This window comes from Burkholderia sp. BKH01 (assembly GCF_025685725.1).
GTDB lineage: Bacteria > Pseudomonadota > Gammaproteobacteria > Burkholderiales > Burkholderiaceae > Burkholderia > Burkholderia pyrrocinia_C.
This window is the reverse complement of record NZ_JAOTQT010000007.1, coordinates 147,238-163,691: the sequence shown is the minus strand read 5'-3', so window position 1 is coordinate 163,691 and position 16,454 is coordinate 147,238. Positions and strand designations below refer to the sequence as shown.

General features: G+C 67.1%; 15 protein-coding genes. 6 read left to right on the top strand and 9 right to left on the bottom strand.

The genetic code is table 11. The features are described from left to right. The 3 genes from OEJ37_RS13990 to OEJ37_RS13980 are packed head-to-tail and all read right to left on the bottom strand — an operon-like array spanning position 1 to position 1,751. Positions 1-300 (bottom strand): phosphopantetheine-binding protein, encoded by a 300-nt coding sequence (locus OEJ37_RS13990; RefSeq protein ID WP_263344587.1) that lies wholly within the window; start codon positions 298-300, stop codon positions 1-3. Continuing rightward, positions 275-1,069, bottom strand: coding sequence for a lysophospholipid acyltransferase family protein (locus OEJ37_RS13985; RefSeq protein ID WP_263344586.1), 795 nt, complete (start codon positions 1,067-1,069; stop codon positions 275-277). The genes OEJ37_RS13990 and OEJ37_RS13985 overlap by 26 nt, the downstream gene beginning before the upstream one ends. Next, entirely contained in the window at positions 1,053-1,751 is a 699-nt protein-coding gene (locus tag OEJ37_RS13980) for a beta-ketoacyl synthase chain length factor (RefSeq protein ID WP_174417900.1), read from the bottom strand. The genes OEJ37_RS13985 and OEJ37_RS13980 overlap by 17 nt, the downstream gene beginning before the upstream one ends. A 502-nt stretch (positions 1,752-2,253) precedes the next feature. Here OEJ37_RS13980 and OEJ37_RS13975 point away from each other — a divergent pair. Further along, positions 2,254-2,841 carry an IMPACT family protein gene (locus tag OEJ37_RS13975; RefSeq protein ID WP_174417901.1) on the top strand — a complete coding sequence of 196 codons (588 nt, stop codon included), beginning with the start codon at positions 2,254-2,256 and terminating at the stop codon, positions 2,839-2,841. A gap of 267 nt (positions 2,842-3,108) precedes the next feature. After that, positions 3,109-3,399: an H-NS family nucleoid-associated regulatory protein gene (locus OEJ37_RS13970; protein WP_152857719.1), complete on the top strand. Its 291-nt coding sequence runs from the start codon at positions 3,109-3,111 to the stop codon at positions 3,397-3,399. 55 nt (positions 3,400-3,454) lie between these two features. Here the strand turns inward: OEJ37_RS13970 and ppk2 are convergent, their stop codons facing one another. Next, on the bottom strand, positions 3,455-4,405 hold the full coding sequence (gene ppk2, locus OEJ37_RS13965) for a polyphosphate kinase 2 (protein WP_174417902.1): 951 nt from the start codon (positions 4,403-4,405) through the stop codon (positions 3,455-3,457). Between the two features lie 211 nt (positions 4,406-4,616). Here ppk2 and OEJ37_RS13960 point away from each other — a divergent pair, with 211 nt between their 5' ends. After that, positions 4,617-4,826, top strand: coding sequence for a hypothetical protein (locus tag OEJ37_RS13960; protein ID WP_263344585.1), 210 nt, complete (start codon positions 4,617-4,619; stop codon positions 4,824-4,826). On the opposite strand, the gene ggt is transcribed toward OEJ37_RS13960, so the two are convergent. Then, on the bottom strand, positions 4,816-6,537 hold the full coding sequence (gene ggt, locus OEJ37_RS13955; RefSeq protein ID WP_263344584.1) for a gamma-glutamyltransferase: 1,722 nt from the start codon (positions 6,535-6,537) through the stop codon (positions 4,816-4,818). The two genes, OEJ37_RS13960 and ggt, sit on opposite strands and share 11 nt — an antisense overlap. A 397-nt stretch (positions 6,538-6,934) precedes the next feature. On the opposite strand from ggt, the gene OEJ37_RS13950 reads away from it, so the two are divergent. The 3 genes from OEJ37_RS13950 (at position 6,935) to OEJ37_RS13940 (ending at position 13,543) form a co-directional block, all read left to right on the top strand. After that, positions 6,935-7,459 carry a metal-dependent hydrolase gene (locus OEJ37_RS13950; RefSeq protein WP_174417905.1) on the top strand — a complete coding sequence of 175 codons (525 nt, stop codon included), beginning with the start codon at positions 6,935-6,937 and terminating at the stop codon, positions 7,457-7,459. A gap of 219 nt (positions 7,460-7,678) precedes the next feature. Then, a complete protein-coding gene (locus OEJ37_RS13945; RefSeq protein ID WP_263344583.1) occupies positions 7,679-12,133 on the top strand; it encodes a DEAD/DEAH box helicase in 4,455 nt (1,484 codons plus the stop codon). 135 nt (positions 12,134-12,268) lie between these two features. Continuing rightward, positions 12,269-13,543 (top strand): APC family permease, encoded by a 1,275-nt coding sequence (locus tag OEJ37_RS13940; protein ID WP_263344582.1) that lies wholly within the window; start codon positions 12,269-12,271, stop codon positions 13,541-13,543. A gap of 155 nt (positions 13,544-13,698) precedes the next feature. Here the strand turns inward: OEJ37_RS13940 and OEJ37_RS13935 are convergent, their stop codons facing one another. From OEJ37_RS13935 to OEJ37_RS13920, 4 genes are all read right to left on the bottom strand, one after another. Beyond that, the gene (locus OEJ37_RS13935; protein WP_011355454.1) at positions 13,699-13,995 is read right to left on the bottom strand and encodes an XRE family transcriptional regulator; all 297 of its coding nucleotides are present in this window, start codon (positions 13,993-13,995) and stop codon (positions 13,699-13,701) included. 71 nt (positions 13,996-14,066) lie between these two features. Beyond that, entirely contained in the window at positions 14,067-14,426 is a 360-nt protein-coding gene (locus tag OEJ37_RS13930) for a type II toxin-antitoxin system RelE/ParE family toxin (RefSeq protein WP_174417908.1), read from the bottom strand. 127 nt (positions 14,427-14,553) lie between these two features. Continuing rightward, positions 14,554-15,540, bottom strand: a complete 987-nt coding sequence (gene pcaQ, locus OEJ37_RS13925) for a pca operon transcription factor PcaQ (protein WP_174417909.1) — start codon at positions 15,538-15,540, stop codon at positions 14,554-14,556. A 77-nt stretch (positions 15,541-15,617) separates the two neighbouring features. After that, entirely contained in the window at positions 15,618-16,355 is a 738-nt protein-coding gene (locus tag OEJ37_RS13920; protein WP_034179749.1) for a helix-turn-helix domain-containing protein, read from the bottom strand. Positions 16,356-16,454: the final 99 nt, after the last annotated feature.

Sequence of the window (16,454 nt, the reverse complement as noted above, 5' to 3'; positions counted from 1 at the left end):
TCATTCCCCTTTTGCCGACACGGCTTCCTGCGGCGCGTGATGCGCCTGCTGACTGGCGATGAATGCGGCCAGCGTATTGATCGAACGAAAATGCGCCTTCGCGTGCTCATCGTTCGCCGCGATCGACAGTTGAAACTTCTTGCGCAGCATGATCCCGACCTCCAGCGCGTCGACCGAATCCAGTCCGATTCCGTCGGTCGAGAAAAGCGGCACGTCATCGCCGATATCGTCGACGGTCATGTCGTTGAGATCGAGCATCTCGATCAGAAGCTGCTTAATTTGCAGTTTTAAAGTATCCATGCCGAAACAGGTGATGGGTAATGTGCGTTTCCACTTCGTGCGCGATAGTACGGGCTGCGATCGACGGCGACACGACGCCGCCGGTCAACCCATCCGTATCCATCGGATCGAGCACGTCGATCCGCATGCGGAACGCGCGCGACGGCACGTGATACCAGCGCAGCGTCTTGGTGAATACCGGTGGATCGCAATCGATCAGGACCGGCAGAATCCGGGCGCGCGACTGCAGCGCCATGTGCGCGAAGCCGCGCGAAAACGCGTGCAGACGGTCGCCGCCGGGGCTGCGCGTGCCCTCGGGGAAGATGATCATCGTGTAACCGGCCGCCAGTTGCCGCGCGCCGGACTCGACCAACTCGACGGCATCGGCGTTGCTCACGTATTCGGCCGCCCGGACGATACCCCAGAAGCATGGATTGCCCCAGTGCCCGCGCTTGACCACGCAGCATGCTTTCGGCGTCAACGACAACAGCACCATCACGTCGAGCCAGGTCGGATGATTGGCGACGACGATTGCCGGACCGCCTTCGCCAAGGCGCGATACGCCGGACACCTCCAGGCGCATCACGCCGATGCGTTGCAGCAATGCGACCAGCAGACGAAAGAAGTAATGGATAACGAGCGTTACGATTCGCTGACGCGAGCGTCGATGCGGCCACAGCGCCGCGGCCGTGATGGCGACCAGCGAGAAAACCGATCCGCACAGCACGAAGAAGGCCAGGCTGGCACCGGTCGCGAAGAGCCGCCAGCCGAAATCAAGCCGCGCGATCATGCCAGCTCCAGCGCCAGTACGCGTCGCCGCCGCGCCATGTCGTGACGACACGTTCGGCCAGGCAATGCCGGACCGCCGCGCTCTGCGTATCGGCCTCCACGCCGTCCGCCATCGGCGAATCGTTTGCGCAGTCGATCGCGACATCGCAGGTCAAGTAGCCGGCCGGCGCGGTCGCGTCGACCAGGATCGCGATTCCCCCGCTTTGCGGATCGTCCCCGACATCGCCGTAGACAGTGTCGGCCGGCTCATGCGCATGAACGAGCAGCACCGGCGACACGGAAGAGGTTTCGTATTGGCAAAATGCCTCGAGCAGCGCATAGCCGAGGGTTTCGTGCCCGGCGGCGACTGCCGTCGCGGGAGATCGGTCGCGGCGGGAGATACCGAAGATGCCCGTGACCGCGTTGAGTACCGACAGGCTGAAGGCTGTCGGAGAAACGGGCTCGCCGGCCTGAATGGCATCGAGAATGGTTGTCGTGCGCGCCAGTTCGCCGTGGCGTGACGCAAATACCACGCGCAATGCACCCGTCACGTCCGCACAGTCGCAAGCGGCCTGCAGCGCGAGCCGCGACAATCGGCTCAATCGGCGACGCACCATCGGATCGAGGGCTTCGACGCCCGGCACCCCCGTGGTCGAAATCGACGTCCATCTGGCGATCGGCATGGTCCAATGCAAATCAGCCATTATTATTCTCGATTAGACTTGTTTTCCTTGGGGTTTTTCGCATTCTGCGTCACCGGGTGTCGCACGGCCAATCGCTATTTTCGCCGAGACGCGCAGACAACGCGGCATGCCCATCGAGAAAATAAAGGAAAATCGCCGGACAACGCAGCAGCCGGATTATCAATCAGCATTACTTAATCACCGGCATTCCGGTGGGGCGAAACTGTAACAGACGCGTTACAAAAAATCAACATCGGACGGCAGCGAGTCCGGGGCATTTAAAATGATTTGTCAATTGGCCGATATTTCGCCTCGCCCAATATTTTGTTCATGATCAGCAACGCGCACTTCGCACCGGTTGGCCCGGGCACAGGCCGGAAGGCAAATTGCACGGTGAGATAAAATGCGGAGCACACACCGAGTATCCGCCGGCCGTTCGACGGTCCGCCGACGCCCGCCATTTCAGCCGCACCTCAAAATTGACTGCCGTGAACCCGATGCAGGATCGCACGCCCTCCCTTCGATGAGTTATACGCTCGCCACCGCCACTACCCGGGAACTCGAGATCCGCAAGAGCCGCTTCATCGCGCACGCGATCCCCGTCGACGACCGCGACGCCGCGATGCAGGTGCTGCAGCGCCTGCGCGACGAGCATCCGACGGCCACCCACGTTTGCTGGGCATTGCTGGCGGGTGGCCAGTCGGGCATGTCGGATGACGGCGAGCCGTCGGGCACCGCGGGCCGGCCGATCCTCGAAGTGCTTCGCCATCACGATCTCGACGGCGTGCTCGGCGCGGTCGTGCGCTACTACGGCGGCGTGAAGCTTGGCGCGGGCGGGCTGGTGCGCGCGTACACGGATGCGATCGCGTCGGCGCTGCTCGATGCCGAGCGCGTCGAGCGCATCCGCCAGACGCGGCTCGCGATCGAGATCGGCTACCCCGAGGAGGCGCGCGTGCGCCGCTGGATCGAACAGGCCGGGTATGAGTTGGTGGACAGCGCGTACGGGATGACGGTGAAGCTCGTGATCAAGCTGCCGGAGATCGCCGAGGCCGATGCGAGAACCGAGCTGTTCGATCTGACGCAGGGGCGGTCGGGGTTTCCGGAGCTGTAACGAACTGACGTGGCTCCCCCCGCCTCGCCATCACGGCCTCATGCAAATTCAGCCGAAAATTCAGATACGTCCGATAGAAAAACGGCGCGCCGAATCTTAATCTCACCGGGTTCCCGGCGACACGCTCCACAAATGCCTTGCCGGCAGGCCGGAGCACGCAGCGTGAGGTGCGCCTCCGCGCCAAGGCAGCACGCCATGGCCGGGCGTGCTGCCATGCAGTTCATCACGCGTCGCCAATAATCAAATCAGCCACGGGATAACGGACGCATGCAGCAAATCCAAAAACTGCAAGCCCAGCTTGCAGAACTCGATCAGCGCATCAAGGCGGCACGGTGCCGCGAACGCAATGTGGTGCTGGAGCAGGTGCGCGAACTCGTCACGAGCTACGCGCTGACCGCACGTGAAATCTTCGGTCACGGTTATAGCGACCGTGCGAAGCTGTTCACCGTCGGCGTGAAGTATCGCGACCCCGTGTCGGGCGCAACGTGGAGCGGGCGCGGCCGCGCACCCGCATGGATTGCCGGGCGCGACCGGGCCGCCTTCCTGATCCGGGAGTAACGCGCGCCGCCTTGCGCGGCTCTCCCCTCGTTGCCGCCCAAACCCGCCCGGCCGCTCAGTAAATATCCGGCACGATCATGTTGTCCGGCACCGGCCGGCGGATGTAATCCTCGTGATGCTCGCGCTGCGGCAGATCGATCGCCGGGCGCGGCACGTCGTGATACGGCACCTGGCCCAGCAGGTGGTGGATGCAGTTCAGCCGCGCACGCTTCTTGTCGACGGCCTGCACGACCCACCACGGCGCCTCGGGAATATGCGTGCGCTGCAGCATCTCTTCCTTCGCGGCCGTATAGGCCTCCCAGCGGCGGCGGCTTTCGAGGTCCATCGGGCTCAGCTTCCACTGCTTCAGCGGATCCTGGATCCGGGCCTGGAAGCGCACCTCCTGCTCGTGATCCGTGATCGAGAACCAGTACTTGACGATCTGGATCCCGCTGCGCACGAGCATCTTCTCGAACTCGGGCACCGAACGGAAAAACTCCTCGTACTCGTCGTCGGTACAGAAATTCATCACGCGTTCGACGCCCGCACGGTTGTACCAGCTGCGGTCGAACAGCACGATCTCGCCGCCGGCCGGCAGATGCGCGACGTAGCGCTGGAAGTACCATTGCGTACGCTCGCGGTTGTTCGGCGCGGGCAGCGCAGCGACCCGGCAGACACGCGGGTTCAGCCGCTGCGTGATGCGCTTGATCACGCCGCCCTTGCCCGCCGCGTCGCGCCCTTCGAAAATGACGATGAGCCGGTGCCCGGTGGTCATGACCCAGTCCTGCAGCTTCACGAGTTCGCCCTGCAGCCGGAACAGCTCGCGGAAATACTCCTTGCGCGCCTCGCGACGCTCCAGCGAGAACAGCAGGTCCTCGCCGTTGTCGAAGCGGCGGTCATCGAGTTCCATCTCGAGCTCTTCGTCGTAAGCATCGACGAGGTCTTCCTCGAAGCGGCGCCGACGCGTCTCCATCGATTCCATATCGGTGAGGTTGTCGGTCTCGGTGCGGGTATCGTTGTCGCCCATGGGGCCTCCTTCCATCATTGACGCAGCCTAACCCGGCCATTATCCCAGCATCGCGCGTCAAATTGATGAAAGACGCCTGTCCGGCGCTCCCATACGCTCTTCACCTTCGCCGATACGTTGGCCTTCCCCGACAGCATTCGATCAACCATGGTTGGCACGAGACATCCCCGCCCGCGGTTTTGTATCGATGTTCACGGAAACCGACGCCCCCATGAAGCCCGCCGTCATGGCCAGACGCTGCGCTCGTCAACATGAACGGCCGTCACTGAATCTGGCGCGCGGCATTCTGCGCGCCGAGATCGATGAGCACGCACGCGACACCGAACCAGCCAAGCATAAGAAAACGCCGGGCATCGGCCCGGCGTTCGTCGATGCACAAGCGGCCGCCATTCGCGGCCGCATGCGCCCCGTCAATGGATGATCCGCGTCACCCCCCGCCCGCGCGGGTCGGCCATCGCTTCCGGCGTCTTGCCGTCGATCTTGATCACCTGGATGTCGCCGCTGAAGTCCTGCCCCTTCAGCGTGTAGCCACGCGCCTCGATCTGCTTCGCGAGTTCGCCTTCGATCGGGTGGTACGGCTCCCAGAAGATCGTGTTCGGCGGCAGCAGCTGGTGATGGAAGCGCATCGCGCCGACGGCTTCCTTCAACGGCATCCTGAAGTCGTAGATGTTGTTGATCACCTGGAAGATCGACGTGAAGATGCGCGAGCCGCCCGGCGTGCCGATCACGAGCGACACCTTGCCGTTCCTGGTCATGATCGTCGGCGACATCGACGACAGCGGGCGCTTCTTCGGTTCGATCGCGTTCGCGTCGCTGCCGACCACGCCGAACATGTTCGCGACGCCCGGCTTCGCGGAGAAGTCGTCCATCTCGTCGTTCAGCACGATGCCCGTGCCGTCGGCGATCACGCCCGAGCCGAAATAGCCGTTGATCGTGTACGTGTTCGACACCGCGTTGCCCCACTTGTCGACGACCGAGAAGTGCGTCGTTTCGGCCTTCTCCGGCATCGTCGTGCCGAGGCCCGGCTGCACGCTCTTCGTGTCCGACGGCTCCTTCGGGTTGACCTCGCCCGCGCGCTTCGCGATGTACGCGTCGTCGGTCAGTTGCGCGATCGGCACCTTGTAGAAGTCGGGGTCGCCGAGATACTGCGCGCGATCGGCGAACACGCGCTTCTCGATTTCCGCGACGAGGTGGATGTACTGCGGCGAGTTGAGCTTCACGCCCTCGAAATCCTGCTTGCGATCGGCCTTCATCTTCAGCAGCTGCACGAGGCCGATGCCGCCCGAGCTCGGGGGCGGCGCGGTGATCACGTCATAGCCGTTCCACTTTGCCTGCACCGGCTGGCGCCACACCGCGCGGTATTGCGCGAGATCCTCGGTGGTGATCAGCCCGTTGCCGTCGCCGGTCTTCATCGAAGCCGCGATCAGCTCGGCCGTCTTGCCCTTGTAGAACCCCTCCGCGCCATCGTTCGAGATTCGCGTAAGCACGTCGGCGAGGTCGGGCTGCTTGAAGTTCGCGCCGGCTTTCAGCCCGGAGAAGTACTTGTCGAAGTTTGTCTTGCCGCCGAATTCCTTCGACGCGTCGACGCCGCGCTGCGCGAGCTGCTCGTCGACGACGAAGCCGTCGCGCGCATAGTGGATCGCCGGTGCGAGCACCTGCTTCCACTTCAGCTTGCCGAAGCGCTTCTGCGCTTCCCACATGCCCGCGACCGTGCCCGGCACGCCGACCGCGCGCGGGCCGTACAGGCTCATGCCCTTGACGACATTGCCCTCCTTGTCGAGGTACATGTCCTTCGTCGCGGCGAGCGGCGCGCGCTCGCGATAGTCGATGAAGTACGGCTTGCCGTCCTTGTAGATCGTCATGAAGCCGCCGCCGCCGATGTTGCCGGCTTCGGGATACGTGACGGCGAGCGTGAATGCGATCGCAACGGCCGCGTCGATCGCGTTGCCGCCTTCCTTGAAGATCCGCTCCGCGGCATCCGCGCTGTACTTGTCAGCCACCGCGACCGCGGAGCTCGTCAGGACCGCCGGCTGCGGCCCTTTCGCATAGGCGGGCGCGTTCGGCAGGAAACCGATGCCGGCCGCCGTCGCGAGCACGACAGCGGATGATTTGAAGCGATTCAGCATAGTCATTGCATGTCCCCCATGTGGATCTCCTTCAGGCAGGAAAAGCACCTGATCCGTTTATAGCCGCTGGCGCGCCGACGGCCATATGCCGGTTTCGTAGTATAGGGGGACAAAAGGGGGCGAACACGCGGCGCGCCACAAAAGCCCGTCGATTGTGTACGCCCGGTCACGCAGCAGCGCCGCGGCGTGCATGCGAGTCGGTCGAATTTGCATGCGGTACGCGTCATCACGCAACGCACAAAACGGAAAGTTGCGAACTGCGCTGCATGCAACACATGCACACAAAAAAATCTGCGGACGAGCCGCCCGTTGCCCAGCCCGATCTGAGAAGATAGCGCCCCGCTTTCGCCGCATCATTTTCTTTCGCTCACGCGCCGCTTCACGTTTCTTCGTCTCATTCCCTATGGCATCACACAATGCGCATCATGCGTCCGGCTTCGCGGCCGGCGTCGCCGCCGCCGTCCTCGTCGCACAGACCGGCACAACGGGCCCGTGGCACACGGGCATGCTCGCCGCGTTCGTTATGGGCGTCGCGGGCGGCACCGCGCCCGACTGGCTCGAAGTCGCATGGTGGACCCGCAAGCGGCGGCTGTGGATCACGCACCGTACCGTCACGCACTGGGGCATCGGCTGGGTCGCGCTGCTCGCGCTCGGGTGGCACGGGCTCACCCATCATCCGCATCCGCTGTGGGCCGCGCCGCTGTTCGGCTTCGCGTGCGGCGGCGTGATGCACCTGCTCGCCGACTGGCCGAACCCGCTCGGCGTGCCGTGGATCTGGCGGCGCCATTCGCTCAACCTGTGGAACAGCGGACATTGCGACCTGATCGTGGTGGCCGCCGCATGGGGCGGCACGTTGTGGCTCGCGCAATCGCTGTGGACACGCGCGCCGCTGCTCGAACACTGGCTCGGCTGGCTGCATCGCGTGTAGTCGCGTGTAGTGTTGCTTCGGCGCGATATCGGCGTGCCGGCGCGCACGCAACTTTACGTCCATTGAAAGTGCGGTGCGGGCCCTCATCTCGATCTGAATCGTCGACGCGCGTGCCCGAACGGCACGCGGCGCCCGGCACGCACGCGCGACGTCTGGCACACTGACGATTCGATTCGCGCGCGATCCGTCCGCACGCTCGCACCCTATTTCAACGCTTCGATGGACGTCACTGCCACCCGCCCTGCCGCCAGTGCACTCGACGTGTTCCACCCGGCCGTCGCCGCGTGGTTCCGGCGCACGTTCGCCGCGCCGACCGGCGCACAGGCGCTCGCGTGGCCGCACATCAAGGCCGGCCGCTCGACGCTCGTCGCCGCGCCGACCGGCTCCGGCAAGACGCTCACCGCGTTCCTGTGCGCGCTCGACGACCTGGTGCGCGATGCGTTGTCGCACGACGGCGCGCTTCCCGATGCGACGCTCGTCGTCTACGTGTCGCCGCTGAAGGCGCTGTCGAACGACATCCACGTGAACCTCGACGCGCCGCTCGCCGGCATCGCCGAATCGCTCGCGCAACTCGGCCTGCCGGTGCCGGCGATCCGCACCGCCGTGCGCACCGGCGACACGACGCAGGCCGAGCGCGCCGCGCTGCGCAAGCGCGCGCCGCACATCCTCGTCACGACGCCCGAGTCGCTGTACGTACTGCTGTCGTCCACATCGGGGCGGCAGATGCTGTCGAACGTGCGCTCGGTCATCGTCGACGAAATCCATGCGCTCGCATCGTCCAAGCGCGGCAGCCATCTCGCGCTGTCGCTCGAACGTCTCGACGCGCTGGCCGGCCATGCGCTGCCGCGCATCGGGCTGTCGGCGACGCAAAAGCCGATCGACGCGGTCGCGCGCTTCCTGGTCGGCGGCCCGGCCGATGCGCCGCGCGATTGCACGATCGTCGACACGGGCCACACGCGCGAGCGCGACCTCGCGCTCGAACTGCCGAACGTGCCGCTCGAACCCGTAATGGCGACCGACGTGTGGGAACAGATATACGACCGCATCGCGGGGCTCGCGGCCGCGCATCGCACGACGCTGGTGTTCGTCAATACGCGGCGCACCGCCGAGCGCATGGCGCGCCATCTCGCCGACCGGCTCGGCAAGGAAGCGATCGCCGCGCATCACGGCAGTCTCGCGAAGGAGCACCGCTTCGATGCCGAGCAGCGCCTGAAGCGCGGCGAACTGAAGCTGCTCGTCGCCACTGCATCGCTCGAACTCGGCATCGACATCGGCGACGTCGATCTCGTCTGCCAGGTCGGCTCGCCGCGCGGCATCGCGCCGTTCCTGCAGCGCGTCGGCCGCTCGGGGCACCACGTCGGCGGCGTGCCGAAGGGCCGGCTGTTCCCGTTGTCGCGCGACGAACTCGTCGAATGCGCGGCGCTGCTCGATTGCGTGCAACGCGGCGAACTCGACACGCTGCGGATTCCGGAAGCGCCGCTCGACGTGCTCGCGCAGCAGATCGTCGCCGAAGTCGCGTGCACGGAATGGCAGGAGGACGCGCTGTATGCGAGCTTCACGCGCGCGGCGCCGTACGCGCGGCTGACGCGCGAGCGTTTCGACGAAGTGATGACGATGCTCGCCGAAGGCTTCAGGAGCCGTCGCGGCGTGCGCGGCGCGTACCTGCATCGCGACGTGGTCGGCGGCACGGTGCGCGGCCGCCGCAACGCGATGATGACCGCGACCACATCGGGCGGCACGATCCCCGACATGGCCGACTACGCCGTACTGCTCGAACCGCAGGGTATCCAGGTCGGCACCGTCAACGAGGATTTCGCGATCGAGAGCCTGGCCGGCGACGTGTTCCAGCTGGGCAACCAGTCGTACCGGATCATTCGCGTGGAAACCGGTCGCGTGCGTGTCGAGGACGCGCAGGGCCAGTCGCCGAACATTCCGTTCTGGCTCGGCGAGGCGCCGGGGCGCAGCGACGAGCTGTCGGCGGCGGTCGGCCGGCTGCGCGCACGGCTCGACGGGCTGTTCGCCGACGGCGACCGGCAAGCGGACATCGGCGGACGCAAGCGCGCAAGAAGTAACGCCGCGAGCAAGGCGAAAGCCACGGCGGAAACCGAAACAGGCAGCGCAATCGCCCCTGCCGAAAGCCGCCTCGCGCCGGCACTGCGCTGGCTCGTCGACGATCTCCACCTGTCGCCCGACGCCGCGCACCAGATCGCCGACTACCTTGCCCGCACGCGCGCCGCGCTCGGCGCGCTGCCGACGCAGGACACGCTCGTGATGGAGCGTTTCTTCGACGAATCGGGCGGCACGCAGCTCGTGATCCATTCGCCGTTCGGCAGCCGCATCAACCGCGCGTGGGGGCTCGCGCTGCGCAAGCGCTTCTGCCGCAGTTTCAACTTCGAGCTGCAGGCCGCCGCGACCGACGACGCAATCATCCTGTCGCTGTCGCTCGCGCACAGCTTCGCTCTCGACGAAGTGTGGCGCTACCTGCGTTCGGCCAGCGCCGAGCACGTGCTGGTCCAGGCGCTGCTCGACGCGCCGATGTTCGGCGTGCGCTGGCGCTGGAACGCGACGACCGCGCTCGCGCTGCCGCGTTTCACGGGCGGCCGGCGCACCGCGCCGCAACTGCAGCGGATGAAGAGCGAGGATCTGCTCGCGACCGTGTTCCCGGATCAGGTCGCGTGCCTCGAGAACATCGTCGGCGAACGCGAGATTCCGCATCACCCGCTCGTCGACCAGACGCTCGACGATTGCCTGCACGACGCGATGGACACCGACGGCTGGCTCGCGCTGCTGCGCCGGATCGAAAGCGGCGCGATCGAACTCGTCGCGCGCGACCTGCCCGCGCCGTCGCCGCTCGCGGCCGAGATCCTGAACGCGAAACCCTACGCGTTCCTCGACGATGCGCCGCTCGAGGAACGCCGCACGCAGGCCGTGCAGTCGCGCCGCTGGAGCGATCCGGAATCGGCCGACGATCTCGGCGCGCTCGACGCCGATGCGATCGACGCGGTGCGCGACGAAGCATGGCCGCTCGTGCGCGACGCCGACGAAATGCACGATGCGCTGCTCACGCTCGCATGCGTCGCCGACAGCGAAGCACAGGCCCACGAAGGCTGGCCCGACCGGCTCGCGGAACTCGCGGAACGCCGCCGCGCAACCCAACTCGTCGCGCCGGGCGGCGCCGCGCTGTGGGTGCCGGTCGAACGGCTCGTATGCCTGCGCGCACTGCATCCCGACGCACGCGTGACACCGGCGCTCAAGGTGCCGGCCGCCTGCGCGCAACCGTGGGAAGCCGATGCCGCACTCGTCGACGTGATCCGCGCGCGGCTCACCGGCTTCGGGCCGCTTGCGCTCGACGCGATCGCGACACCGCTCGGACTGCCGCCGCCATCGATCGCGACAGCACTCGCGGCGCTGGAGCGCGAAGGCTATGTCATGCGCGGCCGGTTCACGCCGGGTGCGACGACGGACGAATGGTGCGAACGCCACCTGCTCGCGCGCATTCATCGCTATACGGTGAAGCGGCTGCGCCGCGAGATCGAACCGGTCGAGCGCGCCGACTTCATGCGCTTCCTGTTCCATTGGCAACATCTGACGCCGGACACGCGCGGCACCGGCCGTGACGCACTCGCGTCCGTGGTCGAACAACTCGAAGGCTACGAAGCCGCGGCGAGCGCGTGGGAAGACGCACTGCTGCCCGCGCGGCTCACCGACTACATGGCGGGCGGCCTCGACGAGCTGTGCCGCTCGGGCAAGCTCGTATGGACGCGCATCGGCGCGCCGGCGCGCGCGGCCGGCACGCCCGTGAAGACGACGCCGATCGTGCTGCTGCCGCGCCGCCACCTCGCCGCATGGCAGGTGCTGCGTGACCCCGATGCGCAACCGGCGCTGTCCGCGCGAGCCACGCAGGTACGCGACGCGCTCGCCGCGCATGGCGCGATGTTCTTCGATGCGCTGCTCGACGACCTGCACATGCTGCCCGTCGAACTCGAACAGGCACTCGGCGAGCTTGTGTCAGCCGGCCTCGTGAATGCGGACAGCTACGCGGGCCTGCGCGCGCTGCTGAAGCCGGCCGTCAAGCGCAGCGCGACCTATGCGCCGCGCACGCGGCGCGGCGGCGCGCTGATCGGCGGGATGGACGACGCGGGCCGCTGGGCGCTCGTGCAGCGTCAGGCGCCGCCGGACGATGCGCCGGCGCCGAAACGCGGCCCGGCCGCGACCGATCCCGACGCGCTCGAGCACATCGCGTGGACGTTGCTGCGCCGCTACGGCGTCGTGTTCTGGCGGCTGCTCGAACGCGAGGCCGACTGGCTGCCGAGCTGGCGCGAACTCGTGCGCGTGCTGCAGCGCCTCGAAGCGCGCGGCGAGATTCGCGGCGGACGTTTCGTCGCCGGGCTAGCGGGCGAGCAGTTCGCGCTGCCCGAGGCGATTCCGATCCTGCGCGAACTGCGGCGGCAACCCGGCGACGGGCAATACGTATGCGTGACGGGCGCCGACCCGTTGAATCTCGCCGGCACGCTGCTGCCCGGCGACAAGGTGCCGGCGCTGGCCGGAAATCGCGTGCTGTTCCGCGACGGCGTGCCCGTCGCATCGCTCGTGTCGGGTACGTTCCACTACGCGCCCGAATTGCCGCCCGCCGCACGCGAGGATGCGCGCCTGCGGCTCGCGCGCTACTGCTGACATCGGCTGACAGGCAGCGCGGCACAGACTACTGATCGCCGGGCCGCGCGACCGCCATCGTTCGGGTAGCATCGAGCGATTGACCGCGCGGGCTCCCGCGCCCACACACAACAAGACTTCCGGAGACTGCCGCTCATGCCTGCGCATGCCGACTCGCCCGCCGCTCATCACGCGGGCTCGCTGACCATTTTCCAGGGTGCCGCGCTGTATATCGGCGCGGTGCTCGGCACCGGCGTGATCGCGTTGCCTGCGCTGGCCGCCGAGGTCGCCGGCCCGGCGTCGCTGCTCGCGTGGGCCGCACTCGTCGTGCTATCCGGGCCGCTCGCAGCCACCTTCGCCGCACTCGGCGCGCGCTATCCCGATGCGGGCGGCGTGTCGACCTACGCACGGCGCGCATTCGGGCCGAAGGCGGCGGCGATCGTCGGCTGGTGCTTCTACTTTGCGGTGCCGGCCGGCGCGCCGGCCGCCGCGATGTTCGGCGGCGCGTACGTCGCTGCCGTCACGGGCGGCGGGCACACGACGGTCATCGTCACGGCTGCCGCACTGATCGCGACCGTGTCGGCCGCGAATGCATTCGGCGTCACCGTATCGGGCCGCATGCAGCTCGTGCTGTCGGCGCTGCTCGTCACGCTGCTGCTCGCCGCGGTGCTGGCGTCCGCACCGCATGCGCGCACCGCGAACCTGCAGCCGTTCGCGCCGCACGGCTGGCTCGCGGTCGGCCAGGCTGCCGCGCTGCTCGTGTGGAGCTTCGCCGGTTGGGAAGCGATCACGCATCTCGCGGCCGAATTTCGCCGCCCCGCGCACGACATGCCGCGCTCGGCCGGCATCGCGGTCGTGGTCGTCGGATTCCTGTATCTGTCGGTCGCAGCCGCGAGCGTGATGGTGCTCGGGCCGTCTGCCGGCACATCGGGCGCGCCGCTCGCCGAACTGATCGCGGGCGGCATCGGCGGCCACGCGCAGGTGCTCGCAGCCGCGGCCGCGCTGCTGCTCACGCTCGGCACGATGAACGCGTATTTCGCGGGCGCGGCCAAGCTCGGCGCGGCGCTCGGGCGCGACGGCGCATTGCCTGCGTGGCTCGCGCAAGGCAGCCAGATCGGCGGCGTCCCGCGCCGCAGCCTCGGCGTGATCGCCGTGCTCGCGGCCGTCGCGCTGGCCGCGACGACGATCTCGGACGTCGGACCGAAACCGCTCGTGCTCGTGACGTCCGGGTGTTTCGTGATGGTGTATGGGCTCGGCGCGGCCGCCGCGCTGAAGTTGCTGCCGCGCGGCGGCATCGCTTACCGCTGCGCATGGATTTCGCTGGTGGCAGTTGCCGGGCTGTTCCTGACGACGGGCTGGTATCTCCTGTGCCCGCTCCTGCTCGCAGGCGGTGCGCTGCTTTATCTGCAGATGACCGGGCCGCGCAAATGACCCGGCGCATGCGACCCGGCGAATACGCATGGCCTGAAGCCCGCCCGCATGCGGCGACGCACCGGTGAATCGCAGGCCGAATCACCGGCCAATTCTCCGCGCGCGTCACGCGGACGGCCGCCGCCAACCGACCGCGCGCCGTTTCGTCACGCCGGTCAGGCCGGCACCAGCTCGAAGCTGAGCCGTTTGCCGAGTGCGGCGGCCGCGCTCGCGAGCGTCGCCAGCGTGAGGCTCGTGTCGGTTTCGTCGAGCAGCCGGTTGAGCGCGGCACGGCTGGTTTTCATCCGCGCGGCCATCGCGGTTTTCGTGATGTGCTGCGCCTTCATTTCCTGCCCGATCTGCCACGCGATCACGCGCTTGATCGCGGTGGCGGTGGCCGCTTCGAGATTGCCGTCCTCTTCGAGGAAGGTATCGAAGTCGCTGCCGATATGCGGGTTGTTCGTGGTCGTCATGTCGTACTCCAGTGCATGGCGTTGCGGCTGCCCGACCGTCGGAGACGGTGCGTTCCGGCGCAACCGGGAATTCAAATGGCGTGCGTCAGCGCCTTCAGGCGCGCGACGGTGACGTCGAGATCGTCCGACGGCGTGGCCCGCGACTGCTTGAAGAAGCCGTGCAGCAGGACCATCGTGTCGCCGACGACCGTGAACAGCACTCGGGCGCTCCGCCCCGGCAGCATCACGCGGATCTCCCATAGATCCTTCGACATCTTCCGGACCAGCGGCATGCCGAGCGGCCAGCCCAATTGAACGGTCTTGATCTCTTCGCCGATCGCCCTTCGCTCCACCTGCCCGAGTGCCTTGAGCCATTCGCGCACCGGCTCGTTGCCTCGGACCGTGCGAAAGAACCGCACGCCGAGCGTGACCTGAATCTGCTGTCTCGCCATCGTCTTGTCACCAAGCGTACCAAAAACGATACGATATGCCAAGCACCACGAGGGCGGCTACTGGCCGGATGGCCGATCCGGAAGCGGGGAAAGGGATTGAGCCGGGATTGCCGCGCGGCCCGAAGGATCAGCGATCGCCTCGACCCGGCTTGCGCGCGGCGCGCGGCGTCCGGTGCGGGCGCTTGTCGCCGAACCGCGACCGCGCGATGTCGCGCACGGCATCGATCAGCGTCCGTGCGACCGGCGACGGCTGCGCATCGGTGCGCAGAATGAGCCCGACCGGCTCGTCGGTACCCGCGGACGGCAGCGGCAGGCGCGCCAGCGCACCGGCCGACAGATCGTATTCGGCCGCATAGAGCGGCACGAACCACACCGCGTCGTTCTCGAGCGCCAGCGCGCGCGCGACCGATACCGACAGCACCTCGATGAACGAATCCAGCGGCGGCGCGCCGCATGCGCCGAGCAGTTGCTCGGCAGACTGCCGGATCAGCGTGCCGAACGGCGGCAGCACGACCGGATAGCGCGCGAGCTCGGCGGCCGGCGCCGCGCTCGACAGCAGCGGGTGCCCGGCGCGCACGACCGCGACGAGCGGCTCGTTGTACAACTGCTCGAACGCGAGCCCGATCATCCGCTCCGGTTCCGACAGTCGCCCGATTGCGCATTCGATCGCACCGGATTTCAGGCGCTCGAGCAGATCGGCGTTCGCGGCCGTCGCGATCCGCACGACGATGCGCGGCCAGCGCTCGGCCAGCGCCTTCATCAACGCGGGCGCGAGCGATGCCGCGACGGTCGGCAGCATGCCGATTTCCAGCGTCGCGGCGGCGGCCCCGCCCTCTCGCGCGAGCAGCCCGACGCCCTGCCGCAGCGCCAGCACGCACGCGTTCGCGTGCGGCATGAACAACTGCGCTTCGCGGGTCGGCTGCGCGCCCTGCCGGCCGCGCTCGAACAGCTTCACGCCGAGGATCGCCTCCAGTTCGGCAATCGTCTTCGACACGGCCGGCTGCGTGATCGACAGGCTTTCGGCCGCCTTCTGCACGCCGCCCAACTGCGCGACGGCGAGAAAACACTGCAGATGCCGGAACTTGACTCGGCCGTCGGCGATACGGTTATTCATAACGGGCGGTTATGCGAATGACGATGAAATGCCATTTTGCATAACTTTCCGGATAAGCCCAAGCATTCGGTGACACGTCACGCGCCACGCCGCAGCGCGTGGAAACCGGTCGGCTCCCAGACCCGCTTCGCGATCAGCAAACCCGTCCCATGCTTCTGCCCGAGCGGCGCGGACGACGATTCCGCATGCAGCGCGGCCGCCTTGCTGCGCAGCCGGCGCAACTCCAGTTCGAGTTCCGCGGCGGCCGCCTCCGTCAGCATCCCTTGCGAGAATGTCATCGTCTCGCCCGCGCCGTCGAAACGGCTGTCGAGGAAATCGCCGAGCGCGTGCGCATGGAAATAACGGCGGATCGGCCCGCCCGGCAGCCAGTCGAAATCGCGCGCGACGCGCACGCGAATCCGGTCGCCCGGCAGCAGCGCGACGACGTTCATCCGGTCGAGCATCAGCAGGTATTTCACGCACTCGGCCTTCGTCAAGCGATAGGCCGACACGATGTCCTGCACGGTCCAGTAGTTGATCGCGCAGACGGCGACGAGCAGCAGCTTCTCGTCCGACACGAGCAGCGCCTCCTGCTGCTCGGTCAGCACGTGCAGCCTCGGCGCCGACGCCGATGCCTCCTGCACGAGCTCGGCCAGCGTATAGCCGAGCAACTGCGCGATCTCGGCGACGCGCTCCAGCGTAAAGCGGCCGCTCGCGAACAGCCGCTTCACGCTCGTCTCGGAAACGTCGAGCGCACGCGCGACGTCGCGATAGGTCATTCCCTGCGCCTTCAACTGGCGCTTCAGCGTTTCGATGAGTTGGGCGGTTTCGGTCATTTTGGTATCAAAAAACGATGCTCAAGGTCGGATATTAGGCTACCTCCACATGAAGATGAACACTTTTGGATACTTGTCTGCATAATCCGCTCCGTCCTG

Coding starts and splice junctions, on each gene's coding strand:
- pcaQ (WP_174417909.1), bottom strand. CDS start 15,540: ATGAATAACCGTATCGCCGACGGCCGAGTCAAGTTCCGGCATCTGCAG.
- OEJ37_RS13975 (WP_174417901.1), top strand. CDS start 2,254: ATGAGTTATACGCTCGCCACCGCCACTACCCGGGAACTCGAGATCCGC.
- OEJ37_RS13980 (WP_174417900.1), bottom strand. CDS start 1,751: ATGGCTGATTTGCATTGGACCATGCCGATCGCCAGATGGACGTCGATT.
- OEJ37_RS13985 (WP_263344586.1), bottom strand. CDS start 1,069: ATGATCGCGCGGCTTGATTTCGGCTGGCGGCTCTTCGCGACCGGTGCC.
- ggt (WP_263344584.1), bottom strand. CDS start 6,537: ATGACTATGCTGAATCGCTTCAAATCATCCGCTGTCGTGCTCGCGACG.
- ppk2 (WP_174417902.1), bottom strand. CDS start 4,405: ATGGGCGACAACGATACCCGCACCGAGACCGACAACCTCACCGATATG.
- OEJ37_RS13935 (WP_011355454.1), bottom strand. CDS start 13,995: ATGACGACCACGAACAACCCGCATATCGGCAGCGACTTCGATACCTTC.
- OEJ37_RS13930 (WP_174417908.1), bottom strand. CDS start 14,426: ATGGCGAGACAGCAGATTCAGGTCACGCTCGGCGTGCGGTTCTTTCGC.
- OEJ37_RS13970 (WP_152857719.1), top strand. CDS start 3,109: ATGCAGCAAATCCAAAAACTGCAAGCCCAGCTTGCAGAACTCGATCAG.
- OEJ37_RS13940 (WP_263344582.1), top strand. CDS start 12,269: ATGCCTGCGCATGCCGACTCGCCCGCCGCTCATCACGCGGGCTCGCTG.
- OEJ37_RS13990 (WP_263344587.1), bottom strand. CDS start 300: ATGGATACTTTAAAACTGCAAATTAAGCAGCTTCTGATCGAGATGCTC.
- OEJ37_RS13945 (WP_263344583.1), top strand. CDS start 7,679: ATGGACGTCACTGCCACCCGCCCTGCCGCCAGTGCACTCGACGTGTTC.
- OEJ37_RS13960 (WP_263344585.1), top strand. CDS start 4,617: ATGAAGCCCGCCGTCATGGCCAGACGCTGCGCTCGTCAACATGAACGG.
- OEJ37_RS13950 (WP_174417905.1), top strand. CDS start 6,935: ATGGCATCACACAATGCGCATCATGCGTCCGGCTTCGCGGCCGGCGTC.
- OEJ37_RS13920 (WP_034179749.1), bottom strand. CDS start 16,355: ATGACCGAAACCGCCCAACTCATCGAAACGCTGAAGCGCCAGTTGAAG.